This is a genomic window from Candidatus Pelagibacter sp. HIMB1587, assembly GCF_052047775.1.
Lineage (GTDB): Bacteria > Pseudomonadota > Alphaproteobacteria > Pelagibacterales > Pelagibacteraceae > Pelagibacter.
Genome location: NZ_JBNAJJ010000002.1, coordinates 544,795 through 561,970 on the forward strand (window position 1 = coordinate 544,795; position 17,176 = coordinate 561,970).

Annotated in this window: 15 protein-coding genes; all 15 read left to right on the top strand. The window is 25.5% G+C overall.

The window, feature by feature from the left end:
- Positions 1–238 precede the first annotated feature (238 nt).
- From mraZ to ACTTBE_RS07375, 15 genes are read left to right on the top strand one after another with little or no spacing between them, the layout of a single operon-like run.
- Positions 239–706, top strand: a complete 468-nt coding sequence (gene mraZ / locus ACTTBE_RS07305) for a division/cell wall cluster transcriptional repressor MraZ (protein ID WP_440677768.1) — start codon at positions 239–241, stop codon at positions 704–706.
- A 1-nt stretch (position 707) separates the two neighbouring features.
- Entirely contained in the window at positions 708–2,183 is a 1,476-nt protein-coding gene (gene ftsZ, locus ACTTBE_RS07310) for a cell division protein FtsZ (RefSeq protein ID WP_440677769.1), read from the top strand.
- An 18-nt stretch (positions 2,184–2,201) separates the two neighbouring features.
- Positions 2,202–3,212 (top strand): 16S rRNA (cytosine(1402)-N(4))-methyltransferase RsmH, encoded by a 1,011-nt coding sequence (gene rsmH, locus ACTTBE_RS07315; protein ID WP_440677770.1) that lies wholly within the window; start codon positions 2,202–2,204, stop codon positions 3,210–3,212.
- Positions 3,209–3,517, top strand: a complete 309-nt coding sequence (locus tag ACTTBE_RS07320) for a cell division protein FtsL (RefSeq protein ID WP_440675993.1) — start codon at positions 3,209–3,211, stop codon at positions 3,515–3,517. The genes rsmH and ACTTBE_RS07320 overlap by 4 nt, the downstream gene beginning before the upstream one ends.
- Entirely contained in the window at positions 3,514–5,205 is a 1,692-nt protein-coding gene (locus tag ACTTBE_RS07325; protein ID WP_440677771.1) for a peptidoglycan D,D-transpeptidase FtsI family protein, read from the top strand. The genes ACTTBE_RS07320 and ACTTBE_RS07325 overlap by 4 nt, the downstream gene beginning before the upstream one ends.
- A gap of 2 nt (positions 5,206–5,207) precedes the next feature.
- Entirely contained in the window at positions 5,208–8,051 is a 2,844-nt protein-coding gene (locus ACTTBE_RS07330; protein WP_440677772.1) for a UDP-N-acetylmuramoyl-L-alanyl-D-glutamate--2,6-diaminopimelate ligase, read from the top strand.
- Positions 8,052–9,137, top strand: a complete 1,086-nt coding sequence (mraY, locus tag ACTTBE_RS07335; RefSeq protein WP_440677773.1) for a phospho-N-acetylmuramoyl-pentapeptide-transferase — start codon at positions 8,052–8,054, stop codon at positions 9,135–9,137. It begins immediately after the preceding gene.
- Positions 9,137–10,420 carry a UDP-N-acetylmuramoyl-L-alanine--D-glutamate ligase gene (murD, locus tag ACTTBE_RS07340; RefSeq protein ID WP_440677774.1) on the top strand — a complete coding sequence of 428 codons (1,284 nt, stop codon included), beginning with the start codon at positions 9,137–9,139 and terminating at the stop codon, positions 10,418–10,420. Before mraY ends, murD begins: the two co-directional genes overlap by 1 nt.
- Entirely contained in the window at positions 10,410–11,528 is a 1,119-nt protein-coding gene (locus ACTTBE_RS07345; protein WP_440677775.1) for an FtsW/RodA/SpoVE family cell cycle protein, read from the top strand. The genes murD and ACTTBE_RS07345 overlap by 11 nt, the downstream gene beginning before the upstream one ends.
- Positions 11,529–11,531: 3 nt before the next feature.
- On the top strand, positions 11,532–12,599 hold the full coding sequence (locus ACTTBE_RS07350) for a UDP-N-acetylglucosamine--N-acetylmuramyl-(pentapeptide) pyrophosphoryl-undecaprenol N-acetylglucosamine transferase (protein WP_440677776.1): 1,068 nt from the start codon (positions 11,532–11,534) through the stop codon (positions 12,597–12,599).
- Entirely contained in the window at positions 12,589–13,983 is a 1,395-nt protein-coding gene (gene murC / locus ACTTBE_RS07355) for a UDP-N-acetylmuramate--L-alanine ligase (protein WP_440677777.1), read from the top strand. The genes ACTTBE_RS07350 and murC overlap by 11 nt, the downstream gene beginning before the upstream one ends.
- Entirely contained in the window at positions 13,983–14,888 is a 906-nt protein-coding gene (gene murB, locus ACTTBE_RS07360) for a UDP-N-acetylmuramate dehydrogenase (RefSeq protein WP_440677778.1), read from the top strand. The genes murC and murB overlap by 1 nt, the downstream gene beginning before the upstream one ends.
- A gap of 1 nt (position 14,889) precedes the next feature.
- The gene (locus tag ACTTBE_RS07365) at positions 14,890–15,804 is read left to right on the top strand and encodes a D-alanine--D-alanine ligase (protein ID WP_440677779.1); all 915 of its coding nucleotides are present in this window, start codon (positions 14,890–14,892) and stop codon (positions 15,802–15,804) included.
- A complete protein-coding gene (locus ACTTBE_RS07370; RefSeq protein ID WP_440677780.1) occupies positions 15,785–16,459 on the top strand; it encodes a cell division protein FtsQ/DivIB in 675 nt (224 codons plus the stop codon). The genes ACTTBE_RS07365 and ACTTBE_RS07370 overlap by 20 nt, the downstream gene beginning before the upstream one ends.
- On the top strand, positions 16,452–17,156 hold the full coding sequence (locus ACTTBE_RS07375) for a hypothetical protein (RefSeq protein WP_440677781.1): 705 nt from the start codon (positions 16,452–16,454) through the stop codon (positions 17,154–17,156). The genes ACTTBE_RS07370 and ACTTBE_RS07375 overlap by 8 nt, the downstream gene beginning before the upstream one ends.
- Positions 17,157–17,176: the final 20 nt, after the last annotated feature.

The window sequence follows — 17,176 nt, forward strand, 5'->3', positions numbered from 1 at the left end:
AATATCAATAGAATTATCTTTATAGCTAGAAGCATAAATGTAAATTGGGCTTTAATAAGCATCTTTATTATCTCAGCAAACAAATAAATGATAGGGCTCGCCAATTTCAAACCATTATTTTAAATTTTTCCTGAAAAAATGACTTTAATTGAGCACCGAAACAATATTTGACTATCATTTTAAATACCCATATATTCCCAAATATTCCCATTTATGGAATTTATAAAATTAAAAATATATGTTTTTATCTACTTACGAGAACAGGTTGGACAAAAAAGGGAGAGTATCTGTGCCTGCTAGCTTCAGATCTCATTTGTCGAATTTAGGTTATAATGGAGTAATTTGTTATCCATCTTTCAATAATTCCTCGATAGAGGCATGCTCTCAAGACAGAATAGAAAAAATTTCTTCTGCGATAGACTCTTTAAATCCTTTTGAGGAAAAAAGAGATTATTTTGCAACATCAATATTAGCCGAAAGTACTAATTTACAGTTTGATAGTGAAGGAAGAATTTCTCTTTCATCAAAATTATTAAAACATGCAAAAATAAAAAATAGCATGTTGTTTGTTGGTCAAGGGCAAACCTTTCAAATTTGGGAACCAACAGCATTTGAAAAATTTAAGACATCAGCAAGAAAAAAAGCAAATTTAAATCGAGCAAGTCTTAAATGGGAAAAACACTTTAACAATAACGAGGGGAAATAAGATGACAATTAACTTTAAAGCACCAGAGATAAAAGAACTTCAGCCACGACTTTTAGTTTTAGGAGTAGGTGGGGCTGGAGGAAACGCAATAAATGAAATGATTGATAACAAACTTCAAGGAGTAGAGTTTATTGCTGTAAATACAGATGCTCAAGATTTAAAGTTAAGCAAAGCAAAAACTAGAATTCAAATTGGTTTAAATTTAACTAAAGGTTTAGGTGCAGGTGCAAAATTAGATATAGGACAAGCGGCCGCCGATGAATCTTTAAATGAAATTGTAAATACACTTCAAGGTGCAAATATGGTTTTCATTGCAGCTGGTATGGGTGGTGGAACGGGCACTGGTGCTGCTCATGTCATCGCTAGAGCTGCTAAAGAATTAAATATATTAACTGTAGGTGTTGTGACCCTTCCATTTTTATATGAAGGCCCCTCTAGAATGCGGAGAGCACAACAAGGATTGGAAGAATTAAGAAAACATGTGGATACTATTATTGTAATTCCAAACCAAAACCTATTTAAAATTGCAAATGAACAAACAACTTTTGAAGAGTCTTTTAATCTTTCAAATAATGTTTTGATGCATGGAGTTCAGAGTATTACAGATTTAATGGTAAGACCTGGATTAATTAATTTAGATTTTGCAGATGTTGAAACAGTAATGGCTTCAATGGGCAAAGCAATGATGGGAACTGGAGAAGCTGAAGGTGAAGGTAGAGCACTTAAAGCTGCAGAGATGGCGATTAGTAACCCATTAATTGACGATTATACTTTAAAGGGTGCTAAAGGGTTACTAGTAAATATTACTGGTGGTAAAGACTTAAAACTTTTTGAAGTTGACGAAGCAGTTAATAAAGTAAGAGCAGAAGTTGATCCAGAGGCTGAGTTAATCATAGGAGCAATAACTGATGCTGACTTAGACGGAAAAATGAGAGTTTCAATTGTTGCAACTTCATTAGATGGACAACAACCTGAATCTAAATCAGTGGTAAATATGGTGCATAGAATACAAAATCGTAATCCAGGTTACTCTGATTTTTCAAATATGGGGTCTCCAGCATTTAATTTTTCAAACACATCAAGCCCAATTACTCATGGTGCTAACGCACTCAAGGTTGAGAATGAGATGGCCCAAGAACAAGAACAAGTAAGCGTTGAAAACAATATGATGAACGAAAATTTCGCTTCAGAAAACACTGTAATAACAGAAAACATTGTCGAAGACAGCACTGTAAATGAAATGGAAAAATCATTTACTCAAGAAGTAGTAGAAACATTTGAAGAAAAAAATAATGATGAAAAGGTTCAAGAAGAACCATTAAACGATCTAAAGGAGTTTGGCGTAGATTCAGACTCACCAGATTTATTTAGTTCAGAAAGTGAAAACTCTTCACCTTCAGATTTGTTGAATTCTGAAGATCATGAAGATGAAGACGATCTTGAAATTCCTGCTTTCCTAAGAAGACAAAAAAATTAATGGTCTTCAAAGAAATAAATGGAAGCCACCATAGTACCGGATGTTCAAAAACATTATCCTGTACTGCTAAAAGAAATTATTAGCGTTATTACCCCTCAACATGGTGGCACATTTATAGACTGTACATTTGGTCAAGGTGGATATTCAAAAAAAATACTAGAGTTTGAAAATACAAAGGTAATAGGACTTGATAGGGATATTGAAAGTCAAAAAATTGCAAATTCAATTTTAATTGATTTTGAAGATAGATTTGTTTTCAAAAATTTAAAATTCAGTCAATTAACTAATTTAAAAATTAAGAAAGAAAATATCAAAGGTGTTATTTTTGATCTTGGATATTCATTAACACAAATGAAAGATCCAAAAAAAGGATTATCCTTCAACTCAATGACAGATTTAAATATGCAATTGGGTTTAAATAACTATTCAGCTGCTGATGCTATAAATAAACTTAATGCAAAAGAGTTGGAGAAAATTTTTAAATACTTTGGAGATGAAAAAGATGCGAAATATATTTCTAAAATTATTGTAAAAGAAAGATTAAATAAGAAAATTGATACACAGGGTTTAATTAAAATTGTTGATAAATCAAAAATAAGAAAGAATTTTAAAGTTCATAATTCAACTAAAGTTTTTCAAGCTCTTAGAATTTTTGTAAACAAAGAAATAAGCGAATTAATTTATGGACTGATAAATGCTACAAAAGTACTAAAAAAGGGAGGTGTTTTAGCCGTCGTTACGTTTCACTCTTTAGAAGATAAAATTGTAAAATATTTTTTAAAAAGTCTTTCTCAAAATAAAAGTATTTCAAGATACGCACCCCAAACAGAACAAAAAGAAACTCTTTTTAATTTAAGTCAAAAAAAACCAATTGTTCCATCTGATCTTGAGATAAAAGAAAATCCTCCTTCGAGATCTGCAAAACTAAGATATGCAATTAAGAAAAGTGATTTTTTTAACTTTGATACAGATATAGAGGAAAAATTTAAAAATTTTTTAGAGATTGAAAAGTTTGGAGATAAACTTTGAAAAAATTATTACTAGCATTAACAATTATAATTTTAGTTTTAACAACAGCAATCATCAAAAATACCACAAAAAAAATTGAAGATAAAATATTTGCTTATAAAGAAAGTGTAAGACTTTTAAAATCAGATTTAGAAAATATTCAGTTGGAATATGATTATCTAAGTTCTGCTGAAAAATTATTAGAATATCAATCCTTATATTTTGAGGATCAATTAGTTCAAAAAAAAATAGAAGATATTAAAATTTATAATATTTCAGAAAATCTAAATAAATTAGAGGATTATAAAATAACTAAGGAAAAATGAGCAATTTTAAAGAAAGATTAACAATTGAAGATCACAAAAATGATTTTGTTTATAAAAAAAGTAATACTGGATTAAATATCCAATTTAATCGAGTTGCTTTTATTTTTTTTGTCTTTTTTGTTATTTTTTCAATATACACAATACATTTAATTCATTTAGGATCTCGTGAGGCAAAAATTGAAAATACAAGCAACACACTTCCTTTTAGTAGTGATCTTCATAGAGCAGATATTTTAGATATTAATGGAAATTATTTAGCAAAAACGGTTAAGTCTGTTGATGTTGGTCTTAAAACTTCAGACATAATTAGTAAAGAAAAATTACTGTTAAGTCTAAAAATTATTTTCCCAGATAAAGATTTTAATGAAATTGAAAAAAAAATAGAAAACAAAAAGTTTTTTTATTTAGAGAAAAAAATTTCAGAGGAAAAATATGAGCAAATTATGAAGTTAGGAGATAAATCTCTTATTCCAGAAGAAAAGGTGCTTAGAATGTATCCACAGAAAAATCTTTTTAGTCATATTTTAGGACAAATAGATAATGACAATAATGGTATTTCTGGATTGGAAAAATCGTTAAATGAAAATCTCAGATTATCTAGAGACCCAATTAAATTAACTGTTGATAAAGACATTCAATTCTTAATTAGAAAAGAATTATTAAAATATCAGGAAATTTTTAAAAGCAAAGGAAGTGCAGCAATTTTAATGGATGTTAATAATGGCAATATACTCTCTTTAGTTTCGTTACCTGATTTTAATCCAAATGAGAGAAAAAATATATCAGATGTAAATTATATTAATAGAGTAACAAAAGGAACATATGAACTTGGTTCAGTTTTTAAGGTTTTTACTTTTGCAAGTGCTTTAAATGAAAAATTAATTGAACCAGATACAGAATTTTTAGATTTACCAAAATCAATTAAGTGTGACAGATATAGAATTGGAGAATATGATAATGAAATACCTTCAGATTTAACTGCTGAGCAAATTTTAGTTAGATCTGGAAACATAGGATCTGTACGAATTGCACAAAAAGTTGGTCCAGAAAAATTTAAATCTTTTTTAGAGGATATTGGAGTATTGAAACAGATTAATTTTGACATTGAAGAAGTGGCACCTCAAATTGACTATGATTTTGGAAAATGTAGATTGGCAACAGCCTCTTTCGGTCATGGAGTAGCAACAACCATTCTTCAACTAGCGAAAGGATATGCTATTTTGGCTAATGGTGGCTATGAAGTAAAACCAACATTGGTTTTTAAGGAAAATAATAAAAAAAATAACAACAGAAGAATAATTAATAAAGGAATTTCAGAACAAGTTGTTAATGCTTTAAGAAAAATTGTTAATACAAAGGAGGGTACCGCTAGATTTGCAGATGTTCAAAATTATGAAATTGGAGGTAAAACAGGCACAGCCGACCAACCAGAAGGAGGAAAATATTCAGAGGCAAAAATAAATACTTTTAGTTCAGTATTTCCAACATCAAATCCACAATTTGTATTTGTTGTGATGTTAGATACACCAAAAAAATCAAAAGATTACTATTATAAGTATAGGCATAGAAAAGGTGGATGGAAGGGAACACTTTATAATACAGCTGGGTGGACATCAGTAGAGGTAGCAGGAAAAGTAATTGACAAAATTGGGCCTATTTTAGCCACAAAATATATACAGGTTGACTAATAATGTTACTTGGAAATTATTTTGATGGTATCCACAAAAATTATAAAAAATTATTTTTTTCAGGTATCTCTTTTAATACTAGATCGTTAAAAAAAAATAATATTTTCTTTGCAATTCAGGGGAACAGTATAGATGGAAATAAATTTATTTCTAAAGCTATAGAAAAAGGTTCTAAAATAATTGTAACAGAACAAAAAATAAAAAATTTTTGTAATGGAATTTTGTTTATAAGAACAAAAAATATAAGAAAATTATTAGCAGAAGTCGCATTTAAAATTTACAACGAAATCCCAAAAAATTTAGTAGCCGTTACAGGAACTAATGGAAAATCTTCGGTTTCTGAATTTTATCTTCAAATAATGAAATTAAATAAAAAAAAAGTTGCTTCAATTGGCACACTAGGAGTTAAATCAAAGAATATTAATTTAAATTTATTTAATACAACAACTGATCCAATTAAATTAGGCCAAATCTTACAAAAATTAAAAAAAGAAAAAGTTGAACATGTTATCATGGAAGCTTCTAGTCATGGATTAAAACAAAATAGATTAGATGGATTAAATTTTAAATCTGGAATTTTTACAAATTTGTCTCAAGATCATCTTGATTATCATAAAAATTTAAAAAATTATTTAAAAGCAAAACTTTATTTATTTGAGAATTTAATAGAAAAAAAAGGGAATATAATTACAGATAAAAATATACCTCAATATAAAACAATCAAGAAAATCTCTTTAAGGAAAAAATTAAAATTATCAGCAATAAATGAAAAGAAAAATAATTTTGAAATATTATCTCATAGATATGATAATGAAAATCAACTAATCAAATTTAAACATAAAAATTTAATTAAGCAAATTAAATTAAATTTAATAGGTAAAATTCAAATAAAGAATATTTTGATGGCTGCAATGGCAGCACAAAAAAGTAATTTAAATTTTGAAAATATTTTAAATGTCTTACCAAAATTAAAACCAGTTGAAGGTAGATTTGAAAAAATTGGAAAAATTAAAAATAATTCAATTGTTATTCTTGATTATGCACATACGCCTGATGCTTTAAAAGTTTGTCTTTTAAATATTAAGGAGCAATTTCCTGGTAAAAAGTTAAACCTTTTATTTGGTTGTGGGGGGAATAGAGACCAAAACAAAAGAATGAAAATGGGTAAAATAGCAAGTATTTATGCAGATAATATCTATCTAACTGATGATAACCCTCGCTCCGAAAATCCAGCAAATATAAGAAAAGATATTAAAAAGGGCATCAATGCTAAGAAAATTATAGAAATTTCTAATAGAGCAATAGCAATATCTAAGGCTATTAAAAATTTAAAAAGCGGAGATATTTTATTAGTTGCAGGAAAAGGGCACGAAAACACACAGGAAATTGGTAAAAAAAAAATCAAATTTTCTGATAGAATAAAAATTCTAAAAGAAATTAATAAAAAAAACAAAAATTTATCCGATCAATTAAAAATAAATATAATTAAAGAACTTTCTAACACTCAAAAATTATCAAAGTCTATTTCTATAAATAATGTGAGTATTAATTCTAATGAAGTACGAAAAAACGATGTTTTTTTTGCTATTAAAGGAAAAGTAAATGATGGAAATAATTTTGTTTCACAGTCATTTAAGAAAAAAGCATCATTAGCAATTGTAAATAAAATTCAAAATAATCTAGATGATAAACGGCAGATAAAAGTTAAAAATACCTTAAAATTTTTAACAAATGTTTCAAAAGTATACAGAAAAAATATAATTACCAACATTATAGCTATCACAGGTAGTTGTGGGAAGACTACATTAAAAGAATTATTGGGAAGTGTGTTAGGAAAGATTTCAAATACAAGTATATCACCAAAGTCTTATAACAATAAATATGGAGTTCCTTTAAGTCTTCTTAGTATTAAAGAAAATGATCAATATGGAGTTTTAGAAGTAGGAATGGATAAAAAGGGTGAGATTGATTATCTAACAAAAATTATTGAACCAAATGTTGGAGTTATTACAAATATAAATTATGCCCATGCAAAAAATTTTAAAAATATAAAACAGATTGCATTAGCAAAATCAGAGATTATAAATAATATCAAATCAAATGGTTCTGTCATCTTAAATGCAGATGATAAATTTTTTAAACTTCATAAAAAAATTTCTCAAAAGAGAAATCTAAAATTAATTTCATTTGGCATTAAAAGTAATAGAGCAGATATTAAGTTAATGGATATTAAACCGTTTGGAAAAAATTTTAAAATTAAAATTAGATTTATGAATAAGATTAAATATTTTATTATCTCTAACGACTATCAAAATAATATTTATAATATTTTATCTGCATTAGCCGTTATTAGTGAGAGTTTAAATATATTTAATTTAAATAAAAATATTTTTTTGAATTTTAAAATTCCTAATGGAAGAGGGGACCATTCAATAATAAAAATAAATAATAAAAAAATAAATCTAATTGATCAAAGTTATAACTCAAATCCACTATCATTAAGTTCTGCTATTAAAAATTTTGATAAAATAAAATCAAACAAGTCTAAAAAATATTTATTGCTTGGAGATATGTTGGAGCTTGGTAGTTATTCTAAAAAACTTCATGAGTCTATTGCTCCATTAATAAATCAAACTAAAATTGATAAAGTTTTTGTTAAAGGAAAACTAGCTTCTTTGATATATAAAAAAGTATCAAATAGTAAAAAAGGTAAAATATTAATTAAGAATTCTCAAATAGATGATTTGATTAGAAATGATATTAAAAACAATGATTATTTAATGATTAAAGCCTCACTTGCGACAGGTTTCAATAAGATAGTTAATGAAATAAAAGGTTTAAATTAAATGCTATACCAATTTTTACTAAATTTTGTTGATAATTTCGGCTTTTTAAACGTCTTCAAATATTTAACTTTCAGAACTGGTTTATCCTTTTTTACGTCATTAGTAATAGTTTTGTTTATTGGAGGTCCTTTTATAAAATTTTTTTCAAATCAAAAAATTTTTAATCCAATTAGAGATGATGGACCTGAAGATCACATAGTTAAAAAAATTGGAACTCCAACAATGGGTGGAATTATTATTTTATTTGGCCTAATAATTTCAGTTATTTTATGGGCAGATTTATCAAATAATAATATTTTATTTTGTTTATACATTGCTATTTCATTTGGATTACTAGGTGCATATGATGATTATAAAAAAATTAAGCAAAGTAATTCCTTTGGTATTTCATCAAAGTTTAAAATAATCGCACAGATTATATTAGCGTTATTAGGAGTAAGTTTGTTTGTCTATTTGAACGATTATCAGGATTTAAATAATTTATATTTTCCTTTTTTTAAAAATTTAATAATTAACCTTGGATGGTTTTTTATACCTTTTGCTGTATTTGTAATAATAGGTTCCTCTAATGCTGTAAATCTTACAGATGGTCTAGATGGTTTAGCAACAGTACCAGTAATATTGGTTGCGGCTTGTTTTGCATTCATAAGCTATGTAACTGGAAATGTTGTTTTTTCAAATTATTTACAAATTCCTTATATTGAAGGAACAGGAGAAGTTGCAATTTTCTGTGGAGCAATTATTGGAGCTTGCTTAGGGTTTTTATGGTTTAATGCTCCACCAGCTAAAATTTTTATGGGAGACACAGGCTCATTATCTTTGGGTGGTTCTTTAGGAGCAGTTGGTATTATAACAAAACATGAGATTGTTTTAGCAATAACTGGAGGTCTTTTTGTTTTAGAAGCAGTCTCTGTAATGGTTCAGGTAATTTCATTTAAACTTACAGGAAAAAGAATTTTCAAAATGGCACCCATACACCATCATTTTGAGAAAAAAGGTTGGCCCGAGTCCACTGTAGTTATTAGATTTTGGATTATCTCAATAATTTTAGCAATGATAGGACTTGCTACGTTGAAATTAAGATAATGAAAAATAAAAAAAATATTTTTTTAAAAAAAAAAATATTAATATATGGATTAGGCAAAAGTGGAATATCTTCATATAAATATTTAAAAAAAAAAGCAGATGTTTATCTTTTCGATGACAATTCAAAAATAAATAAAAAATTAGTTAGTTTAAGTAAAATTTCAGAAATAAGTTTTGATGTAATTATTATTAGTCCAGGAATAGATATTTCAAAATGTAAATTATCTACGTTCTTGAAAAAAAATTTACAAAAAATTTATACAGATCTTGATGTTTTGTACTCTTTTTATGATAATTTGAGCATAACAATCACAGGTACTAACGGAAAATCAACCACAGCAAAAATACTACATGATGCTTTGGTTGATCAAAAAAAAGATGCTCGATTGATTGGGAACATAGGAAATCCAGCGCTTGCAGAGAAAAAAATAACAAAAAAAACGATTTTTGTGATTGAAGCCTCGTCGTATCAGTTAGATTATTCAAAGATTTTTAGATCAAAATTTAGCTTAATTCTAAATATTTCAGCAGATCACATTGAAAGACATAAGAACCTAAAAAATTACGTTAATGCAAAATTTAAATTAATTGAGTCTCAAGTTAAGGGAAATTTTGCCTACGTTAAAAAAAATGATCCATTAATTTCAAAAAAAATTAAAAAAAATAAATTTAAGTCAAAAATTTATAAAGTTGATACCTCAAATTTGAAAAACATAATTAATAAGATTAGCAATAAATACTTTGCTTCCGACGGTAATAGAGAAAACCTCTCATTTATTTTTGAAATTGCACGTAAGTTGAAACTTTCTAAGAAAAGATTAATCCAAACAATTAATAATTTCAAAGGTCTTAATTATAGACAACAAATTATTTTTGATAAAAAAAATTTAACAATAATAAATGACTCCAAATCAACAAGCTTTGCTTCTTCCGAAAATATATTAAATAATTTGAATGATGTTTATTGGATTTTGGGAGGAATACCAAAAAAAAACGACAAGTTCAAATTATCTAAAATAAAATGTAAAAATATCAAAGCGTATATTTTTGGTTCATATCGAAATAAGTTTCATAAAGTTTTGAGAGGTAAATTAAAGGTTAAAAAATATAAAACTTTAAATGAAACTCTACGCGCAATTTTCTTAGAGATAAAAGATCAAGAAATTAAAAAAAATATAATTTTTTTTAGTCCTGCCGGTGCATCATTTGATAGTTTTAAAAATTTTGAAGATAGAGGAGATTACTTCAACAAAATAGTAAAAAAATTAGTGTATGCAAAGTAATAGCATAATTTATAAATTTTATTACCAGTGGTGGAAAAATATTGACAAACCTATATTGTTTTTAGTTAGCATTCTATTCACTATTGGACTTTTTTTCTCTTTAGTATCAACATCACTCATAGCTTCAGACAAATTAGATACCAACAATTATTTCTTTTTTTTTAAACATTTAATTTATGTAATTATTGGAGTAATTCTTATTTTTATTTTTTCATCTTTAAATAAAGAAAAATTGTATAAATTTTCAATAATTCTCTTTTTTATTTCATTACTCTCTTTGTTTTTAGTGCCTATAATTGGCATAGAAGTTAAGGGATCACGGAGATGGATTGAATTATTTTTTTTACCGAGATTCCAACCCATAGAAATAGTGAAACCTTTCTTGATTGTAATTCTTGCAATTATTTTATGTAAAAATGAAACCAATATTTTATTCAAATATTTAGCATCAACAATTTTAATGATTTTAGTTTCTTTACTACTAATAATTCAGCCAGACATTGGTCAAACATTATTAGTAATTTTTTCATGGGCTGTTTTGATATTTTGCTCAGGTATTAATTTATATTTTTTGCTCACAATCTCATCTATTGGATTAATTTTGTTGTCTTATTTGATTATTTACATACCAAAATTTAATTATATTAAAGCAAGAATTTTTTCATTTTTTGATAAAGAAACAGGTACTCATAATTTTCAATCAGATAAAGCAATAGAGTCAATAACAAGTGGAGGTTTTTTTGGAAAAGGAATTGGAGAAGGAACACTTAAAAATAGAGTACCAGAAGCGCATACTGATTATATTATTTCAGTAATTTCTGAAGAGTTTGGTGTGATTGCCATAATTTTAATTTTAATTTTGTTTTTAGTACTAATTTATATGGTTTTTAAAAAAATAAATTTTGAAACTGAGGAGCAAAATAAACTCATTCTAATTGGAGCAGTAAGTTTAATTCTTATGCAGGCCACAATTCATATTGGAGTTAATATAAGATTATTTCCAACAACTGGAATGACATTACCTTTTTTGAGTTATGGTGGCTCTTCAATTGTAAGTACCTCAATATTGACAGGTATAATTTTAAACTTAACAAAAAGAAAAATATAATAGGTGAGAGAAAAAGTATTAATTTCCACTGGAGGTTCTGGAGGACATGTAATTCCTGCAATTACAATTCATGACCATTTAAAAGAAAAATATGACACAATAATCTCAACAGATTCTAGAGGATTAAAATATTTAGAAAAAAATTATTATAGATCTATTTTAATAGATACACCAAAGTTTAATAGCTTAATACTTTTTCCTTTAACATTATTTAAAGTCTTAATATTAACAATTAATTCTCTAAAAATACTAAAAAAAGAAAAAATTTCTTACTTAATTTCAACTGGTGGGTACATGTCCTTACCTTTATGTTTAGCAGCAAAAATTCTAAATATTAAAATTTTTTTAATTGAACCAAATATGGTTTTAGGAAGAGCGAATAAATTTTTTTTAAATTTTTCTAAAAAATTAATTTGTTATTCAAAAAACTTAAAAAATTATCCAAAAAAATTTGAAAATCAGAAAAAAATTTCAAAACCTTTTATAAGAAAAAAATATTATGAAGCAGATTTATATAAAAAAGATGTAAATTTATTTACCATCATGATTATTGGAGGCAGTCAAGGAGCTAAAATTTTTGATACACTTATTAATGAATCAATTTTGAATGTCTCAAAATCTTGCTTAATAAATGTAATTCATCAAACTAGTGAAAAAAACATAAACTATTTAAAAAATTTTTATAAAATTAATAATATACAAAGCAATGTTTTTAGTTTTGATCAAAATTTAAATGAACTTATGAAACAATCTGATTTATGTATTTCAAGGTCAGGTGCTTCAAGCTTAGCTGAAATGTCATTAATGAATGTTCCTTTTATCGCCATACCACTTCCCAGTTCTAAGGATAATCATCAATATGAAAATGCTAAATATTATTATGATAAAGATTGTTGCTGGATAATTGATCAAAAAAAATTTGATAAAAAGAAATTTGAAGAATTATTGTTAAAAACATTAAAGAAAGACAAAGATTATCTCACAAAAAAAGAAAATCTAAAAAAATTAAATTATCAAAATACTTGGAATAATGTTAATCAAAATTTATTGGGAATTTTAAATGAAAATTGAATTAGCTAAATCAGAGGTTATTCATTTTGTTGGTATAGGTGGGATAGGGATGAGTGGCCTTTCAATGATTATGAAAAGAAAAGGTTTTAAAGTTCAAGGAAGTGATATTTCAAATAATAAAAATACTAATAGGATTAGAAAAGAAAAAATCAAAGTTTACGTTGGACATAAAAAAAAGAATATAAGTAAGGCTACAATTTTGGTTGTTTCTTCAGCAATTAAAAAAAATAATCCAGAGTTAATTGAGGCAAAATCAAAAGGTCTACCAATATACAAAAGAGGCGAAATGCTAGCAAACATTGTGTCTCTTTCTAAAAATATTGTAGTTGTCGGATCTCACGGTAAAACAACAACTACTTCTTTAATTGCATCAATTTTTCAAAATACAAAAATAGACCCGACGATTATTAATGGAGGAGTTATAAATTCAATTAATAATACAGCAAAATTAGGTAAAAGTGATTGGTCTATATTAGAAGCTGATGAGTCTGATGGTAGTTTTATATTCATTCCGCCAACTTACTCTATCATAACTAACATTGATAGAGAGCACATGGATTTTTATAATTCGATGAAAAAATTAAATAAATATTTTATTGATTTTGTTGAGAAGGTTCCATCTTTTGGAAAATCATTTATTTGTTTAGATGACAAGAATAACAAAAATCTAATAAAAAATATAAAAAAGAAAAATTTCTATACATACGGTGAAGATCCTAAATCGAACTTTTCTATAAAAAATATAAATCAATTTAAAGAATTTTCAAAATTTGATTTATTAATAAAATTACCAAATAAAAAAAACCGATATTTAAAAAATATAATAATTCCTCTACTTGGAAATCATAATATTAAAAATGCAGTTGCGGCTCTTGCAGTATCGTTGACTGTTGGAATATCAATATTTGATATAAAAAAAGGACTTAAAAATTTTAAAGGTGTTCAAAGAAGATTTAATAAGATTTTTTCTTTTAATAATGTTGATTTTTTTGATGACTATGCACATCATCCAACTGAGATAAGAGAAGTACTTAATGGGGTAATGAAAGTATATAAAGGTTATGAGAAGATATGTATTTTTCAACCCCATAGAATATCAAGAGTAAAAGATTTAAAAAAAGAGTTTAGTTACGCTTTTAGAGATGCTGATAAAGTAATTTTGTTTCCAATTTATAATGCTGGTGAAAAAATGAAACTCGGATTTAGTTATCTTAGTTTTGCAAAACAAATTATTAAAAATTCGAAGGTTGAATTATTGATGATCGAGGATCAATTGCAATTAGCAAAATATGTAAAAAGTAATATTTATGGAAAAAAAATTGTCATTGGCATGGGCGCTGGTTCAATTTCAAGCTTGATGAGAGAATTGCCTAAATATTTATAATGAAAACTAATTTGAAAGAACTGTCAGAAGAGTTTGGTCAAAATCTAAAGCTAGACTGTGATTTAAAAAAAAAAAATTGGTTTAATATTGGTGGTAAAGCTAAAATTTATTTTAAAGCAGATAATTTAAAAGATTTAATCAAATTTTTAAAAATTATAGAAAATAAAGAAAATATTTTTGTCTTAGGTGGAGGATCAAACACATTAATAACCGATGATAAATATGATGGTGTAGTAATCAAGCTTGCAAATAATTTTAATAATTTATCAGTTCTTTCAGAAGATATAATTATTGCAGGAAGTATTGTTAGTGACAAAGCATTATCAGAATTTGCATTAGAAAATAGTTTAGGTGGTTTTGAATTTTTGTCTTGTATACCGGGTACAGTTGGGGGTGGAATTAAAATGAATGCAGGATGTTTCAATAGAGAATTTAAAGATGTTCTTGTTTCGATTCAAGCAGTAACTAAATCTGGCCAGGTAATAACTATACCTGCAAAAGATATAAATTTTAAATACAGAGATAGCGGTTTATCTGATGACCTTATTTTTTTAAGCGCTTCCTTTAAAGGGTTTAAGAAAGAAAAAGAATTAATCCAAAATGAAATGAATTTTTTAAAAGAAAAAAAAGAAAAAGTACAACCAACAAGAATTAAAACCAGTGGAAGTACTTTTAAAAACCCTTTAGATCAATCTGAAAAAAAGGTTTGGGAACTAATAAAAGAGTCTGTTCCATTAGATGTTTCTTTTGGTGATGCATATATTTCAGAAAAACACTGTAATTTTTTTGTAAATAAAGGTAATGCTAAATTTAAAGACATGAAGAATTTGATCAAATATGTCTCAAAAAATGTCTTTGAGAAAACAGGCGTAAGGTTAGAAACTGAAATTAAAATTTTAGAATAAATTGAAAAAAAAAATACTAATACTTTCGGGTGGAATATCAAAGGAGAGATTAATAAGTCTTGATACAGGTAAACAGGTTGCTCAAGAGCTGAAAAAAAAAGGATATAAAATTCAGATTTCTGAACCAGATAGATCTTTATCTTTAAATATCAAAAAATTTAAACCTGATATAATTTTTAATGCATTGCATGGTCAATTCGGAGAAGATGGATATATCCAAAGTATTTTAGAGAAATTTAAAATTCCTTATACCCATTCAGATGTTATTGCTTCATCTATAGCTATGGATAAAGAAATTTCAAAAAAAATTTTTATAAAAAATAAAATTAATACACCAAAATTTTTTGTTTATAATTATGGTTATAAATCATCTACCTTAATAAAAAAAATTCAGTCAAAATTAAAATTTCCTGTTGTCATAAAACCTTTAAATGAGGGTTCAAGTGTTAATGTTTTTATATGCAACAAATCTAATCTAACACAAAAAGTTAAATCATTAAAAGATTACAAAAAAATTTTGATTGAGGAATTTATTGGAGGAAGAGAAATTCAAGTAGCAATTATGGGTAATAAAAAACTTGGAGCAATTGAATTAAAACCCAAAAGAGCTTTCTATGATTATCAAGCAAAGTACAACACAAACGCAAAAACTAAACATATAATCCCTGTTGAATTACCAAATAAAAAATTAAATCAAGTATTGAATATTGCGTTTAAAGTACACAATATTATTGGTTGTTCTGGAGTAACACGATCAGATTTTAAATATTTTAATGGAAGATTTTATCTATTAGAAATTAACACACAACCTGGTATGACAAAATTATCTCTCGTACCCGAAATAGCTTCTTATGAAGGAATTAGTTTTTTGAAATTAATTGAATGGATTTTAAAAGATGCAACAAAGAAAAAGTAAAAAAATATTAATTTACTTTTTTTTATTAATTTTAGTAGGTTCAATAAATAATAATTCAATAAATAATTTAAAATTAGAAAAAGTAAAAAACATAAATATTTTTGGTTTAGAAAAAAAAGATCAAAAAATAATACTTTATAATTTAAATAATCTAGATTTAAAAAATATATTTTTTATTAATAAAAAAAAAATTCAAAATATAATTGATTCTAACTCATTAGTTGAAGAGTACAATGTAATTAAAAGATACCCTCATTCAATCAATATTAATATTAAGAAGACAAGTTTTATTGCCAGGATTAACCAAAATGGAAAATTCTATTTAATTGGAGCTAATGGCAAATTATCAGATAATAATAATTCAGGAATAAAACTGCCATATATATTTGGAAATCCAGAGATAAAAGAGGTATTGGAATTAAAAAAAATTATTGATCAGTCAAATATTGATTATTCACAAATAAAATCTCTATATTATTTTAAATCAAAAAGATGGGATTTAAAATTTACTAACAGTATAGTAATTAAATTACCTGAGAAAATTGATAAAAAAATTTTAGATAAAATATCAATTTTTTTAAAAAATATTAAATTAGAAAATAAAGAAATTGTGGATGCTAGAATAAAAAATCAAATTATAATTTTAGATGAATAAAGAAATTGATTTTGAAACTTATTTAATTATTTCTTATGGAAAGTTTGAAATATTTTTATTAGATATTAAAAATCATAAAGATATATATCAGGAAGAATTTAAATTTAGAGATGTTTCAGAAAAATTAGATTTTAATCTTTTAAATAATTTTTTAGAAAACAATATTTTTAAAATTGAAAAATTATCAGGAAATTTTGTTAACAATATAAATATAGTAATTGAAAATAAATCAATTCTTACCTCTAATATAGGTATAAAGAAAAAAAATTATACTGGAGAAATTACGGACATAATTTTAGAAAGTATGCTTACAGATGTTAAAGATTTATTTAAAGAAAATTACAATCAATATAAACTCATACACATGATTATTGATAAATATATAATTGATGGAGTCAGTTATTCTTTTTTTCAAGATCAAATTAGTAATGATGAAATTTGTCTAGAAATTAAATTTTTTTCAATACCAAATTTATTAATACTTGAAATTGAAAACATTTTAAAAAAGTACCAAATTCAAATTAATAATATTTTAGATAAAGGATATGTAAAAGACTTTTTCTTTGATAAACAATTAGATATTTCTCAAATGGTACATAATTTGAAAAATGGTATGAATAAGAATGAAATTCAAATAACCTCAAAACCCTCAAAAAAACTTGGTTTTTTTGAAAAATTTTTTCAATTGTTTGATTAATTTTGTTTTTTCTCGTAACA